This is a genomic window from Acidobacteriota bacterium (assembly GCA_030697165.1).
Classification (GTDB): domain Bacteria; phylum Acidobacteriota; class Vicinamibacteria; order Vicinamibacterales; family UBA2999; genus 12-FULL-67-14b.
The window spans coordinates 364937-379073 of record JAUYQQ010000008.1 but is presented as its reverse complement, the minus strand read 5'-3'; the positions used below and the strand labels follow the sequence as shown (position 1 = coordinate 379073).

Here is a 14137-nt window from a genome sequence, read left to right as displayed (position 1 = left end):
GTTTGGTCTTCTATGTGAGTTCAGAGTTGTTCTTGTCGAGCAGTTCGGTCGTGAATGAGAAGTACGCTTCGGCGCCGCGCGACTTGGCGTCGTAGGTGACGGCGGGCAAGCCGTGGCTGGGGGCTTCGGCCAGGCGCACGTTGCGCGGGATCACCGTGCGGTAGACCTTTTCCTTGAAGAACTCGCGGACGTCGCGGCCTACTTGCTGGCCCAGGTTAGTGCGCTCGTCGTTCATGGTGAGCAGCACGCCTTCGATGTCGAGCGCGGGGTTGAGCGAGGCGCGCACGCGGCGCATGGTGCCGACGAGATCGGCCAGGCCTTCGAGGGCGAAGTACTCGCAGTGCAGCGGGATGAGCACGCGATCGGCGGCGACGAGCGCGTTCAGCGTCAGCAGTCCGAGCGACGGCGGCGAGTCGATGATGATGAAGTCGAACTGGCCGCGCAGCGGTTCGAGCAGGCGCTGCAATCGGCGCTCGCGATCCTCGAAAGCAATCAGTTCGATCTCGGCGCCGGCCAGTTCGCGATTCGCGGGGATCAACGACAGGCCCTCGACGCCGGTCGGCACGATGAAGCTCTGCGGCGTCTCGCCGTTGGTGGACGTGAGCGCTTCGTAAACGGTGCCGCTCTCGGCGCGTTCACCTTTTTTGCCGATGCCGCTCGTGGCATTACCTTGCGGATCGCAGTCAACGAGCAGGACGGTGCGGCCGGCAAGGGCGAGCGCGGCCGCGAGGTTGATTGCCGTGGTGGTCTTGCCGACGCCGCCTTTCTGGTTGGTGACGGCGATGATCTTAGCCATTGTTGGTCTTTAGCCCTAAACAGATCCTTGTCGGGTTTGGAAGTAGAGAGTAACACGGGTTCAGGGGTTCACAGGTTCAGGGATTCAGGGGTTCAGGGGTTCAGGGGTTCGAACCTTGTGAACCTTGTGAACCCCTGAACCTTTGAACCCGTGAACCTCTGAAACCCGTGTTAAACCCTGGTTTTGCTGAGAACCACCAGCTTGCTGCGCAGGGCATCCACAAGTGGGTAGCTGGCCATCCACGCCAGAGGCGGTGGCGGTTCCGTTTCAACAGTGCTCGTGCCCGATCCGCGGAACAGGAAGATCTTTCCGCCAGGACGAAGGAACGCCTGCAAGGTCAGAAGGGTCCGAGTCTCAATCCGAACGGCGCGCACCGACACCAGGTCGAGCGCCTCGTGAAGCTCCGCACGCGGCAGCAACTCCTCGAAGCGGGCGGTTTCGACTTCGGTCTCGCGAAGACCCAAGGTGCGGACGGCCTCCCGGAGGAACACGGCTTTCCGCATCTTCACTTCGACCATCCTCACGTGGAGGATGGGACTGGCCAGCTTGAGCGGAATGGCCGGGGAGCCGCCGCCGGAGCCGGCATCGAGCAGCGTCCGCGCGTTCTCTGGGACATAGCGCGCCGCGACCACCGGCTCGATCAGGAGGCGATCAATGGCTTCGTCTTCCCCGCCAGGTGTGAGCCGAAACGCCGTGAGGTTGATCTTGGCGTTCCACTTCGTCAGGAGCTGGTAGTAGGTTTCAAGGCCGTCCGCGAGGGACGGCTCGAGCGTGATGTCGGCCGCCCTGGCCCGCCGCTTCAGCCTTTCCCGAAACTCACGATTGGCCACGACACATTGAACAGGAGATCAGGAGATCAGGAGTACTAATTTTTCTCCTGGCCTCTTTTCCTCCTGTTAGAAGCGGTGCAGGTAGGCGCCAACCACGGCGACGGCGGCTGGTGTGACGCCGGGGATGCGCTGGGCCTGACCGAGGGTTTCGGGGCGGGCTTCTGAGAAGCGCTGGACCATCTCGCGCGAGAGGCCGGGGACGCGCTCGAACGGGAACGCTTCTGGAATGCGCCGGCGCTCGGCATGCTGCGCCCGCGCCACGGCCTGGTCCTGTCGCTGCAGGTATCCCTCGTACTTCACGGTCGTCTCGACCGACGAGACATCGAGCAACTCGTCCATGGTCGTCGTCTCCACGGCAACCTCCCCGCTGGTCATCAGGCCCCTCAGGGTGAGTTCCGGCCGCCTGAGGGCCTGCGAAGCGGGCATACGGGCGCCGCCCTGGACTCGCACCCAACTGCGCTGCAGGCGGTCCACGTTGAGGTCGTACCGGGCCTTGCGCCCACAGAAGCGCTCCCACCGGCTGTCGTCGACCAGGCCCAGGTCGCGACCCTTCGGCGTGAGCCTCAGGTCGGCATTGTCGGTCCGCAGCAACAAGCGGTACTCGGCCCTGGAGGTGAACATCCGGTACGGCTCGAGACAGCCCTTGGTGACCAGGTCGTCGACCATGATGCCCAGGTAGGCCTCGTTGCGGCCCAGCACGAGCGGCGAACCGCCGGTCACCGACTGCGAAGCATTAATGCCCGCCAGCAGGCCTTGGCCGGCAGCCTCTTCGTAGCCCGAAGTCCCGTTGATCTGTCCGGCGAAAAAGAGGCCGCTCACCTTGTGGGTCTCGAGCGACGAACGGAGCTCCGTCGGCTGGACGAAGTCGTACTCGACCGCGTAGCCAGGCCGCAGCATCTCGGCGGACTCCAGCCCTGGCAGAGCCCGAATCAGCTCCCGCTGGGTCTCGGCCGGCAGGCTCATCGAGAAGCCGTTGACGTAGATCTCCTCGACGTCCAGACCTTCAGGCTCGAGGTAGATCTGGTGACGCTCCCGATCCGGGAAGCGCATCACCTTGTCTTCGAGCGACGGGCAGTAGCGAGGTCCAACGCCGGCAATCTGGCCGTTGTACAGCGGGGAGGCGTCGATGTTGTCGCGGACCAGCTGGTGGACCCGATCGGTGGTGTGCAGCAGGTGGCAGACGGCCTGATTCGAGGGCGGGTTAGTGGCGGTGAACGAGAAGGGAAGAGGCTCGGAATCGCCGTGTTCCACGTGGAACACGCCCCTTTCCTCACCGCCGGTGAAGTCAATCGACTTCCGCGCCAGTCGCGGCGGCGTCCCGGTCTTCAAGCGTCCCCAGCGGACGCCGAGTCCCTTGATCGATTCCGCGAGGTCCCTCGAAGGTGGCTCGTCCGCCCGACCGGCTGGCCGCTGCTCACGGCCGATGTGAATCAAGCCGTTCAGGAACGTTCCTGTCGTGATCGCCAACGAGCGGCAGCGGAAGACACGTCCATCCTCAAGCGCCAGGCCGGAAACGCGTCCAAGATCGACAATAATTCGACCGGCCCGGCCGATGATCCAGTGAATATTCGGCTCAGCTTCGAGGGCCGCGCGCACCCAGGCGGCGTAACGCGGCTTGTCGGCCTGCGCCCGTGGCGACCATACCGCCGGCCCGCGGCTCCGGTTGAGCAACTTGAATTGTATGCCCGTAGCGTCGATTGCGCGGCCCATCAATCCGCCTAGCGCATCGATCTCTCGAACCAGATGTCCCTTCGCCGTCCCGCCCACGGCCGGATTACAGGGCATGTGCGCCACCGTTTCTCGACTGAGCGTGCACAGGCCGACGCTCCGCCCCAACCGCGCCGCCGCCCACGCCGCCTCGACGCCGGCATGCCCGGAGCCGATGACTATTACATCTAATTCACTTATCATTTACAGCAGTTCAATCACAAAATGTTCAAGCCCGAGGGTTCAACCACGACGGTTCAAACACGGGGGTTCAACGGGTTTCAGGATAACCCCCGAACCGGCGTCCTTGAACCCTCGTGATTGAACCCTCGTGATTGAACCTCCGTGATTGAACCTCCGTGATTGAACCGTCGTGGTTGAACCGTCGTGGTTGAACCGTCTAACCTACTTCCCGATGCAAAACTTCGCGAAGATGTGACGGAGCAGGTCGTCACTCGTGCGGCGGCCGGTGATCTCCTGCAGCGCGTGCGCCGCTTCCTGGAGATCGAGTAGCGGAAACTCTTCGGAGACCTCGCCCTCGAGCGCCTCGGTCGCGCGCAAGATCGCCGCGCGCGCTCTCTCGAGCAGCGCGGTGTGGCGAACGTTAGTAACGGCGGGCTGATCGCGTTTCTCAGGCGACCCCAAGAAAGGGCTGCCGCCACTAGCAGAGCTCAGCATGCCCGCGATGGCAGTGATCAGATCGTCGATTCCGGCGCCCGTGCGGGCCGAGATTGCGACGCCAGGTTCGGTGACGACAGCGGCGAGATCCGATTTATTCAGCACCACGACGCGCGGCAGGTTGGCCGTCTCGTCGAGGATGCCACGGTCCTCGGCCGTCGTCTCTCGCGAGCGATCGAGCACCACCAGAACCAGATCGGCCACGCCGAGCGCGTCTCGCGTGCGCGCGACGCCTTCCTGCTCGACAACGTCGCTGGTTTCTCGCACGCCGGCCGTGTCGACGAGCGCCAGCGACAACCCGCCGATGTCGGCGCGCTCGGTCAGCATGTCTCGCGTCGTGCCTGGAATGGCCGTCACGATTGCGCGGTTGGTGTTGAGCAGCGCGTTGAACAGGCTCGACTTCCCCACGTTCGGCGCCCCGACAATCACCACCTGCGCGCCTTCGCGCACCAGGCGCCCGCGGGCGGATTGCTCGAGCAACTGCTCGATCCGCGCCGTGACCGCTGCCAGTGACGCGCGGGCCTCGGCGGCGCCCACAAAGTGGTAACCCTCGTCCGGGAAATCAAGCGACGCCTCGAGCTTCGCTATTACGTCAAACAGGTCGCGCTCGATCGCGCCGATCGCGGCGGTCAGCGTGCCCTCGAGCTGATCGAACGCCGCCCGCGCCTGCAGCGGCGTGACCGCGTCAATCAGATCCGCGACCGCCTCGGCCTGGATCAGATCCAGCTTGCCGTTCAAGAACGCGCGCAGCGTGAACTCTCCCGGCTCGGCCAGCCGCGCCCCGCCGTCCATGGCGCGGCGAAGGATAGAAGAAAGGACCACCGGGCTGCCGTGGGCGGAAATCTCAATCACGTCCTCGCCCGTATATGAGCTCGGTGACGGGAAGGACGTAACTACGATTTGATCCTGGACGGTAACGGGTCGGGAGGGCGCCTCCTGTCGGGAGGGCACTCCTGGTCGGGATAACTTGGCGAAGGTGGCGTGGCGGGGTTTGAAGGGAGCCTCGCGGCCGACGAGTTCGCCTGCCACCCGAGCGGCGTCGGGACCGCTAATCCGAATGACACCAAGGCCGCCGCGACCCGCCGGGGTGGCGATGGCGACGATGGTGTCTGAGGTGGAGAACATTCGGTAGCCAGTATCCAGTAGCCCGATGCCAGATGCCAGAAAGACACGAGCTTTCCTGGCTACTGGTTTCTGGCTACTGGCTACTTCACCGAAATAATGACCGTCTTCTCGAAGGCGTCGCCGATGCTCTCGGACGTCACCTTGTCGACCTCGGCCACCGCGAGGTGGACGATGCGGCGTTCGTAGGGGTTGAGGGGCCCAATCTCCTGCGCCAGGCCGCTGTCCTTGGCCTTGCCGGCCAGGAAAATCGCCATCTGCTTCAGCTCATCGTCCTTGCCCTTGCGGTAACCCATGCAGTCGACCACCAGCCGGCGGCCTTCGGCGGCCTCGTGCCGGTAGATGGCGGAGACGATGTGCTGCAGCGCGGCGAGCGCTTCTCCCTGGCGGCGGATCAGCACGTTGCCGTCTTCGCCGTTCAGGTTGATGCGCACGCCGTCGGGCATCTCTTCGGCCGAGGCCTCGAGCTCAAGGTCCATCGCGTCGACGACCTTCTGGACGAATTCGGTGATGTCACTGGTTGCCATAATCAGTCCGCTATTTTGCGATCTTCCTTGCCGGCGCGCCAATCAAATAGTTGGTCGCGTACTGCTGCCCGATGGTCCACACCGTGCTGACCAGCCAGTAAATCACCAGGCCGCTCGGGAACGACAGCGACATGAAGGTGAACATGATGGGCATGAACATCATGATCTTCTGCTGGGTCGGGTCGGCCGTGGTCGGCGTCATCTTGGTCTGCCAGAACTGCGCCACGCCCATCAGCACCGGGGTGATGAACAGCGGATCGGGCGCCGACAGGTTATGGATCCAGCCGAAGAAGTGGGCGCCGCGAATCTCGATGGCCACCGACAGCATGGCGTAGAACGCAAACAGGAACGGCATGGTCAGCAGCATGGGCACACAGCCGCTGGCCGGGTTCACGCCCCTGGTCTTGTACAGCTCCATGACCTCGGTGTTCATTTTCTGCCGCTCGGGGTCGGTAATCTTGTATTTCGCGTACCGCTCCTGGATTGCCTTCATCTGCGGCTGCAGTTCCTGCATCTTCTTCATCGACACCACGCTCTTGTGGCGGAGCGGGAACATCGCGAGGTTGATCAGGATGGTCAGGACGACAATGGCCCAGCCCCAGTTGCCGACGTAGCTGTGGACCCACTGCAGCGCGTTCAGCAGCGGCACCGCGAGCCACGAGAAGATGCCGAAGTGAATGGAGCGGACCAGTTCGGTATCGACCGCCCTGAGGTCGTTGAACGCCTTCGGGCCGAAGAAGAACCGCGACGTCTCCCGCGCCGACTGGTAGCGCACCGCGTAGGTCATGTAAGTGGCAATGCGCCCCGGCTCGCTCGCGACGGGCACGTTGACCGGGGCGTAATCGATGCGAAATGGCACCGGCGAGGCCTCGTTCAGCAGCAGCGAGGCAAAATAGTGGTCCGACACGCCCGCGTAGCGGAACGGTGCTTCCTGTGAGCCCGCGGCGGTAGGCGCCACGCGCTCGACGTCGCCGTCCGTGTAGATCATGGGCTGGGCGGGCACCACGGTGCTCGGCGAGAAGAACGACGTCGGCGGCCGGTTCGCGATCTCGTCACCGAGCCCGGCGCCCCAATGGATCGACGGGTTCAGCCGCGCCTGGCCCAACTGCACCACGGTGCTAAACGTAACAAGGTAGCCGGCCGGCTCGAGGGTAAAGGACTTGGTGACGCTCAAGCCGTCGGAGGCCGACATCTCGAACGTCAGCGTCTGCGCCGCCGAGGTCGCATCGACGTTGCCAGGGACGCTGACCTTGTAGAGGGCGCTGTTGATGCGGTCGGTGACGGCCGGGTCATCCACGACGAGTGAGAAGGGCTTCACGGCATCGGGACCAATGCCCTGCGGCACGAGGTCGAGCGGCGTGCCGTCTTCGTTGCGATACTCCTTCAGCACCCAGTGCAGCAGGCGGCCACCGCGGTTGGTGAACGTCGCGCGCACGGTCGTGGTCTCGACCACGATCTCGCGGTCGGCGGTTTCGCCGACAGTGACAGTGGGGCCCAAGGGTGTCGCATTACCCGCGGCTTCAACCGGAGCCGCGCCAACCGTCGGCGGCTGCGCCGCGACGGCGGCAGGCGCCGACTGGTTGCTCGACTGCGTAAGGGCGGCCATGCTCCCAGGCGCTGGAGTCCCGGGGGCTTGGGCCTGCCCCGCGGTGCCCGGGGCTTGCCCCGCCGAAGCGCCGGGGGTTTCCGGCGCGGAGGCGGGAGGCGGCATCACAAAGCGCTGAAACAGGAACAGCACCAGGAATGACAGGGTTATCGCGATTAAGACTCTACGTTCCATGGGGACTTAAATGATCTCGTGGTCTGGTGACTTGGTGATTGGATGATTTAGTGTGGAACCGGATCGTAGCCGTGACCGCCGAACGGGTGGCAGCGGCACAGCCGCTTCGTGCCCAGCCAGCCGCCGCGGACCACTCCATGGCGTGTGATCGACTCGGTCATGTAGTCGGCGCAGCCAGGCATGTAGCGGCAGCTGCCGGCAAAGAGCGGCGAGAGCACGATCTTGTATACGCGGATCAACGCAAGCGCGATGCGCGCAGACCTAGTCATGCCTTGCCTGCCCTGAGCGAGCTCGCGTCAGGCAAAGCCGGACGCGGGCGAGTCGAAGGGACCCTCGCCAGCAAGGAAAGGAACTCGGTCTCGACACGAGCATAGGGGGCTTCGAGCATTTCACGACGCGGCACGACCACCACGTCGACCGCGCCGGCCGGCTTATGGTGACGAAACAGCTCGCGGGCCAGCCGCTTTGCCCGGTTGCGCTCGACCGACGCCCCCATCTTGCGGGTCGCGGCAATGCCAAGACGCGCCGGTCCAGCCTCGCGCTCCCTCGTGAACATGGTCATGAGGCGGCCGGACCGCTTAAAACCTGTCTTGTAAATGAGTTCGAAGTCGGCCCGCTTGCGAACATGCTCGGCTGGTAAGAACCTGGCCATCGCGTGGCTGGATTGGGGCCTGTGGCTTGGGACCTGGGCTTGAAATGTTCAAGCCTCAAGCCCCAAGGCTCAAGCCTATTTTTCGTCTGAAACCGTGAGCCGCTTGCGGCCCTTGGCGCGGCGGCGCTTTAGAACCTGCCGGCCGTCCTTGGTTGCCATACGAACCAGAAAGCCGTGCGTCTTCGCTCGGCGCCGGGTATTTGGTTGAAACGTACGCTTGCCCTTCTTAGATCTCGCCATATTCTCCTCCGCCTACGCGCCTTGCGCTCCGGCGAGACCTCGCCGAAGCTGTCCACTAGAAGCAGCGAAGGCGGGTCGGTCGAACCTACGATTATGTTCCGCTAACTCCTTCCCTGTAAAGGGTGTTCACCATGCTAGAGTGAGCGTTCGTCGAAGGGACCTCCCGGGAGATTTCCACACCTGTGGAAAAGCTTGTGGAAAAGCCCCGCAGTCCGTAACGATAAGTCCTTTATAATCAAGTTCTTGCAGTGATGCCCAGCACGACGATATGGGACCAGGTCCTCAGTCGTATCGAGGATCAGGTCGGCCGGCATAGTTTCTCGACCTGGTTCAAGCCAACGACGCTGCTGGCCGATGCGGGCCAGACCCTTTCCATCCGCGTCCCGAACCTCCTGTTCGTCGAATGGCTGCCCAAGCACTACTCGGTCGTGCTGGCCGAGGCCATGCGCGAGGTCGGCCGTCCCGACGCCAAGCTGGTGTTCGTGCCCGATGGGGCGGGCCAGGCGGGTGGGGCAGGTAAGGCGGGTGAGGCGGGTGTCGTCACGCCAGGCACCCCTTCCTCCTCCGCGTCCAGAATCCCGGTGGAAAAGGAGGAGTTGCCTCCACAGGTTCAGGTGATGAGCCACGAGGCCGAGCCGCTGCGCGCCGGCAGCCTCATTCCCCGCTACACCTTCGACACCTTTATCGTCGGGCCCTCGAACCAGTTCGCGCATGCGGCTTGCCGGGCGGTGGCGGAAACCCCATCACGGTCGTACAACCCGCTGTTCATTCACGGCGGCGTCGGCCTGGGCAAGACGCACTTGATGCACGCGATCGGCCACTACGTGGTGCAGCACCATCCCGGGCTCGTGCTCACCTATATCTCGTCCGAACGGTTCATGAACGAGATGATCAACGCCGTCAGGTTCGATCGCATTCTCGACTTCCGATCGCGCTATCGCAGCGTGGATGTCCTGCTGGTGGACGACATCCAGTTCGTGTCGGGCAAGGAAGGCACGCAGAACGAGTTTTTTCATACCTTCAATGCCCTGCACGACGCGCAGAAGCAGATCGTGATCAGCAGCGACCGCCCGCCCCATGAAATCCCGGCGCTCGAGGAACGCCTGCGCTCGCGCTTCGAATGGGGGTTGATTGCCGACATCCAGTCGCCCGACCTCGAGACGAAGGTCGCCATCCTGAAGAAGAAGGCCGAAGGCGAAGCCTTGCAGTTGCCCGATCACGTGGCGATGTACATGGCGACGCGCATCAAGTCGAACATCCGCGAACTCGAAGGGTCGCTGATTCGCCTGATTGCCTATGCGTCGCTCACGAGCAAGCCACTGACCATCGAACTGGCCCAGGACGTGTTGCGCAACGTAATCGATCACGACGAGAAGGCCGTGACGATCGAGCAGATCCAGAAGTTCGTGGCCGAGTACTACCAGATGAAGCCGGCCGAGATCCGCTCGCGCAACAACTCAAAGTCGGTGGCGATGCCGCGGCAGATTGCGATGTACCTGTGCAAGGCGCTGACGCACGCTTCGCTGCCTGAAATTGGCCGCAGCTTCGGCGGCAAGCATCACTCGACGGTGATCCACTCGATCAAGAAGGTTGAGGAAATGCGGAAGAAAACGCCTGAATTCGACCAGCAGGTGAAGAATCTGTTGGACCAATTCAAGTAACCGGTAGCCAGTAGCCAGTAGCCAGAAAAACTCTCGTCTTTCCTGGCTACTGGCATCTGGAATCTGGCTACTGACGAGTTTTCCACAACCTCAACTGTGCAAGGTTTGCGGATGGCTGCGGATTGGGCGAAAGCCCCCTGTTGCCGCGTCCGGCAACCCGCATGTTACCCACAGAAATATTCACAGTTTAAATAATTGGAAAATAAGGGTTTATACCCGCTGGAAATTTCGTAAACAGGACCTACTTCCTGTATACTTTATTGTCTTCGCCTTTTCTCTAATTCTAAGAAGGTAGCCGCGCTATGGAACTGGTCGCCAGGAAAGCCGATCTTGTGCGGGAACTGCAATTTTTTCAGCAGATCGTCGAGCGCAAGAACACGATTCCAATTCTGGCGAACGTGCTGCTCGAAGCATCGGGCAACGAGGTAACGTTGCTCGCCACCGATCTCGAAGTCGCGCTACGCAGCCGCTGTGAGGCTGCAGTAGGCAAGCCTGGCGCGGTCACGCTGCCGGCCAAGAAGTTCTACGAGGTGGTGCGCTCGTTGCCGGACGGCGACGTCAACATCGAAACCGACAAGGGCGGCACCACCGTCAAAGTTTCGGGCGGGCAGTTCAGCTCGAAAATGCCGACGCTACCCCGCGAAGACTTTCCGAGCCTGCCCGAAGCCGGCGGCGGCGCCAAGGCCACCATCAAGGGCAAGTCGCTCAAGCAGATGGTGGCGTTGACACAGTTCGCCATCACCGGTGAAGACACGCGTTACTACCTGAACGGCGCGCAGTTTGTGTTGCGGGCTGACAGCATGACGTTTGTGGCCACCGACGGCCACCGCCTGGCCCTGGTCAACGTGAACCATGAGGGCGCCAAGGGCGACGACATCAAGGCGATCCTGCCGCGCAAGACGCTGGCGGAACTGGGCCGCCTGCTGGCCGACAGCGACGTGGATGTGAAATACGAACGCGGTGAGAATCACCTGTTCTTCGAGATCGGCCCGCGCCTCCTGATCTCGCGCATGATCGACGGCCAGTTTCCCGCCTACGAGAAAGTCATTCCGAAGGGCAACGACAAGCACATCGAGTTCGAGCGCGACCGGTTGACGCAGGCCGTGAAGCGCGTCGCCATCCTGTCGAACGAACGCTCGCGTGCCGTGAAGATGATCCTCGAGAAGGGCAAGGTCGAGGTCACCTCGAGCAGCCCGGAGTTTGGTGAAGCGCGCGAGCCCATTCCCGTCGAATACAACGGGCCGTCGCTGACCATCTGCTTCAACGCCCAATACGTGCTCGACTTCCTTGCCGTCGTCGAATCGGAAGTCGTGGCGCTCGAGCTGAAGGACGAAGTAAGCCAGGCCGTCATGAAACCCGTTGGGGCCGATGGCTACGACTACACCTACGTCATCATGCCGATGCGCGTTTGACGCGTAGGTGACGCGTAGGGTCGGACTTTAGTCCGACCGCAACGGGCGCACTAAAGTGCGCCCCTACGCAATAAGTAGATAACACCGATAAAAAATGTCCCAGACGGATCAACCGGAAAACCAGGCAGGCCTCGGCGGCGCAAACGGCAACGCCAGCAACGGGAACGCCGACTACGGCGCCGAAAGCATCAAGGTCCTCGAAGGTCTTGAAGCGGTCCGCAAGCGCCCGGCGATGTACATCGGCTCCACGGGGCCGGCCGGCCTGCATCACCTCGTCTACGAAATCGTCGACAACTCGATCGATGAAGCGCTGGCCGGGTACTGCACCGAGGTCAACGTCACGATTCACCTCGACAACTCGGTCACGGTGATCGACAACGGCCGCGGCATTCCCACCGACATGCACGAGAGCGGCCGCCCGGCGGCGGAAATTGCCCTCACCGTGCTGCATGCCGGCGGCAAGTTCGACAACAGCAGCTACAAGGTGTCGGGCGGCCTGCACGGCGTCGGCGTGTCGGTCGTCAATGCGCTGTCGGAGCGTCTCGAACTCGAGATCTGGCGCAACCACCAGACGCATCAACAAAGCTACGAGCGCGGCAAGCCGCTGACCGACCTGGCCGTCACCGGCACCACGCAGCGGCGCGGCACCAAGGTCACGTTCAAGCCCGACGCGCAAATCTTCGAGATCACCGAGTACAGCTTCGACACGCTGGCCCAGCGCCTGCGCGAGCTCGCGTTCCTGAACGCCGGCCTCACCGTCACCCTGGACGACGAGCGCGACAGCGGCAAGAACCATCGCTTCCACTACGACGGCGGCATCATGTCGTTCGTTGAGCACCTGAACAAGAACAAGGGTGTAATCAACGACAAGGTGGTGTTCATGCACGGCATGCGCGAGGGCATCGACGCCGAGATCGCGCTGCAGTGGAACGACGGCTACAACCCGGTTGAGTTCTCGTTCGCCAACAACATCAACACCCACGAAGGCGGCACGCACCTGTCGGGCTTTCGCGCGGCGCTCACGCGAACCGTGAACGCCTACGCGAACAGCAACAACCTGGTGAAGGACCTGAAAGACGCGACCATCAGCGGAGACGACATCCGTGAAGGGATGACCGCGGTCATCAGCGTCAAGATTCCGAACCCGCAGTTCGAAGGCCAGACCAAGACCAAGCTCGGCAACACCGAGGTCAAGGGCATCGTCGAAGCGATCGTTAACGACAAGCTGGGGGCCTTTCTCGAAGAGAACCCGGCGATCGCGAAACGAATCGTTCAGAAGACCGTGGACGCGGCCAGGGCCCGCGATGCGGCCCGGAAGGCCCGCGACCTCGTTCGTCGCAAGGGCGCGCTCGACGGCCTGTCCCTGCCCGGTAAGCTGGCCGACTGCCAGGAACGCGACCCCACCCAGGCCGAAATCTACATCGTCGAAGGCGAGTCGGCAGGTGGTTCAGCCAAGCAGGGCCGTGATCGGCGCTTCCAGGCCATCCTGCCCATCAAGGGCAAGATCCTGAACGTGGAGCGCGCCCGGCTCGACCGGATGCTCAGCTCCGATGAAATCAAGACCATGATCGCGGCCCTTGGCTGCGGCATTGGCACCGACGATTTCGACATCGACAAGCTGCGTTACCACCGCGTCATCATCATGACCGACGCCGACGTGGACGGCTCGCACATCCGCACGCTGCTGCTGACGTTTTTCTATCGGCAAATGCCGATGCTGGTGGATCGCGGCCACATTTACATCGCGCAGCCGCCGCTGTTCCGCGCCAAGCGGGGCAAGTCGGAAACGTTCATCAAGGACGAGCGCGCGCTCGAAAGCTTCCTGGTGCATCGTGCGGTCGAATCGCGCGCGGTCCGTTCGGCCGACGGCGTGGAATACGCTGGCGCCGAACTCGAAAAGCTCCTGCACGGCATCATCGCCTACCGCAACGTGCTGTCGACCGTGGAGCGCCGCGGCCACGCCCGCGACGTGGTTGAAGCGCTGCTCGACCGCGACGCGCGCGACCGCGGGTTCTTCGAACAGCAGGCGGTCCTGCAGGGCGTGGCCGACCAGGTGACGACGCCGACGCGGGATGTGACGCTCGAGCGCGACGAGGAACATAACACCTGGAACCTGCGCATTGATGACCGAGCCACGGGCTATTCGCGCATTGACAAGATTGGCTTCGAGTTCGTGATCTCGGGCGAGTACCGCACGCTGGCCGCCAGCTACCGCGAGATCAAGAACGTGGTGCTGGCCCTGCGAAAGGGCCCGGTCGAAGTCCGAGTCCTCGCCGGTGGAAAAGTTGAAGAACCAGAAGAGACCGAGATAGTCGACGAGGGCCTCACCGGCGACGAGGCCGAGGCCCTCCAGGCGATTGGTCTCTCGCCCGCCAGTGCCAAAGGTGCCACAGGTGCCAATAGTGCCAAGGGTGGGCCTGTTGCCATTCGCTCGATCGACGAGTTTATCGAGCACTTCATCAGCCTCGGCCGCAAGGGCGTCGCCATCAACCGCTACAAGGGCCTCGGTGAAATGAATCCCGAAACCCTGTGGAGCACGACGATGAACCCGGAGATTCGGTCGTTGCTCCAGGTCCGCGCCGAAGACCACACCGAAGCCGACTCGATGTTCACCACGCTGATGGGCGACCAGGTCGAGCCGCGGCGCAAGTTCATCGAAGACAACGCACTGGATGTCAAAAACCTGGATATTTAGTAGCCAGATGCCAGATGCCAGAAAGACTGGCCTGGCT

Annotated in this window: 12 protein-coding genes; 3 read left to right on the top strand and 9 right to left on the bottom strand. The window is 62.9% G+C overall.

Annotation, left to right across the window (positions count from 1 at the left end; all coding sequences use genetic code 11):
• Positions 1-10: 10 nt before the first annotated feature.
• The 9 genes from Q8T13_07970 to rpmH form a co-directional block, all read right to left on the bottom strand.
• The gene (locus Q8T13_07970; protein MDP3717683.1) at positions 11-796 is read right to left on the bottom strand and encodes a ParA family protein; all 786 of its coding nucleotides are present in this window, start codon (positions 794-796) and stop codon (positions 11-13) included.
• 170 nt (positions 797-966) lie between these two features.
• Positions 967-1626: a class I SAM-dependent methyltransferase gene (locus Q8T13_07965; GenBank protein MDP3717682.1), complete on the bottom strand. Its 660-nt coding sequence runs from the start codon at positions 1624-1626 to the stop codon at positions 967-969.
• 66 nt (positions 1627-1692) lie between these two features.
• Positions 1693-3537, bottom strand: a complete 1845-nt coding sequence (gene mnmG / locus Q8T13_07960; GenBank protein ID MDP3717681.1) for a tRNA uridine-5-carboxymethylaminomethyl(34) synthesis enzyme MnmG — start codon at positions 3535-3537, stop codon at positions 1693-1695.
• A gap of 201 nt (positions 3538-3738) precedes the next feature.
• Positions 3739-5136, bottom strand: a complete 1398-nt coding sequence (gene mnmE / locus Q8T13_07955; GenBank protein ID MDP3717680.1) for a tRNA uridine-5-carboxymethylaminomethyl(34) synthesis GTPase MnmE — start codon at positions 5134-5136, stop codon at positions 3739-3741.
• An 80-nt stretch (positions 5137-5216) separates the two neighbouring features.
• Entirely contained in the window at positions 5217-5660 is a 444-nt protein-coding gene (locus tag Q8T13_07950; GenBank protein ID MDP3717679.1) for a KH domain-containing protein, read from the bottom strand.
• Positions 5661-5670: 10 nt separating this feature from the next.
• Positions 5671-7440 (bottom strand): membrane protein insertase YidC, encoded by a 1770-nt coding sequence (yidC, locus tag Q8T13_07945; protein ID MDP3717678.1) that lies wholly within the window; start codon positions 7438-7440, stop codon positions 5671-5673.
• Positions 7441-7487: 47 nt separating this feature from the next.
• Positions 7488-7709, bottom strand: a complete 222-nt coding sequence (gene yidD / locus Q8T13_07940) for a membrane protein insertion efficiency factor YidD (GenBank protein ID MDP3717677.1) — start codon at positions 7707-7709, stop codon at positions 7488-7490.
• The gene (rnpA, locus tag Q8T13_07935; protein ID MDP3717676.1) at positions 7706-8092 is read right to left on the bottom strand and encodes a ribonuclease P protein component; all 387 of its coding nucleotides are present in this window, start codon (positions 8090-8092) and stop codon (positions 7706-7708) included. Before rnpA ends, yidD begins: the two co-directional genes overlap by 4 nt.
• 75 nt (positions 8093-8167) lie before the next feature.
• Positions 8168-8332: a 50S ribosomal protein L34 gene (gene rpmH / locus Q8T13_07930; protein ID MDP3717675.1), complete on the bottom strand. Its 165-nt coding sequence runs from the start codon at positions 8330-8332 to the stop codon at positions 8168-8170.
• A 251-nt stretch (positions 8333-8583) separates the two neighbouring features.
• On the opposite strand from rpmH, the gene dnaA reads away from it, so the two are divergent.
• The 3 genes from dnaA (at position 8584) to gyrB (ending at position 14100) form a co-directional block, all read left to right on the top strand.
• Positions 8584-9993, top strand: coding sequence for a chromosomal replication initiator protein DnaA (gene dnaA / locus Q8T13_07925; protein MDP3717674.1), 1410 nt, complete (start codon positions 8584-8586; stop codon positions 9991-9993).
• 302 nt (positions 9994-10295) lie between these two features.
• A complete protein-coding gene (gene dnaN / locus Q8T13_07920; GenBank protein MDP3717673.1) occupies positions 10296-11405 on the top strand; it encodes a DNA polymerase III subunit beta in 1110 nt (369 codons plus the stop codon).
• Positions 11406-11499: 94 nt separating this feature from the next.
• Positions 11500-14100 (top strand): DNA topoisomerase (ATP-hydrolyzing) subunit B, encoded by a 2601-nt coding sequence (gene gyrB / locus Q8T13_07915; GenBank protein MDP3717672.1) that lies wholly within the window; start codon positions 11500-11502, stop codon positions 14098-14100.
• Positions 14101-14137: the final 37 nt, after the last annotated feature.

What these genes read in the sequence shown, in the direction of transcription:
- yidC (MDP3717678.1), bottom strand. Translation starts at nt 7,440, where the DNA reads ATGGAACGTAGAGTCTTAATCGCGATAACCCTGTCATTCCTGGTGCTG.
- Q8T13_07970 (MDP3717683.1), bottom strand. Translation starts at nt 796, where the DNA reads ATGGCTAAGATCATCGCCGTCACCAACCAGAAAGGCGGCGTCGGCAAG.
- rpmH (MDP3717675.1), bottom strand. Translation starts at nt 8,332, where the DNA reads ATGGCGAGATCTAAGAAGGGCAAGCGTACGTTTCAACCAAATACCCGG.
- Q8T13_07950 (MDP3717679.1), bottom strand. Translation starts at nt 5,660, where the DNA reads ATGGCAACCAGTGACATCACCGAATTCGTCCAGAAGGTCGTCGACGCG.
- dnaA (MDP3717674.1), top strand. Translation starts at nt 8,584, where the DNA reads ATGCCCAGCACGACGATATGGGACCAGGTCCTCAGTCGTATCGAGGAT.
- mnmE (MDP3717680.1), bottom strand. Translation starts at nt 5,136, where the DNA reads ATGTTCTCCACCTCAGACACCATCGTCGCCATCGCCACCCCGGCGGGT.
- rnpA (MDP3717676.1), bottom strand. Translation starts at nt 8,092, where the DNA reads ATGGCCAGGTTCTTACCAGCCGAGCATGTTCGCAAGCGGGCCGACTTC.
- dnaN (MDP3717673.1), top strand. Translation starts at nt 10,296, where the DNA reads ATGGAACTGGTCGCCAGGAAAGCCGATCTTGTGCGGGAACTGCAATTT.
- yidD (MDP3717677.1), bottom strand. Translation starts at nt 7,709, where the DNA reads ATGACTAGGTCTGCGCGCATCGCGCTTGCGTTGATCCGCGTATACAAG.
- gyrB (MDP3717672.1), top strand. Translation starts at nt 11,500, where the DNA reads ATGTCCCAGACGGATCAACCGGAAAACCAGGCAGGCCTCGGCGGCGCA.
- mnmG (MDP3717681.1), bottom strand. Translation starts at nt 3,537, where the DNA reads ATGATAAGTGAATTAGATGTAATAGTCATCGGCTCCGGGCATGCCGGC.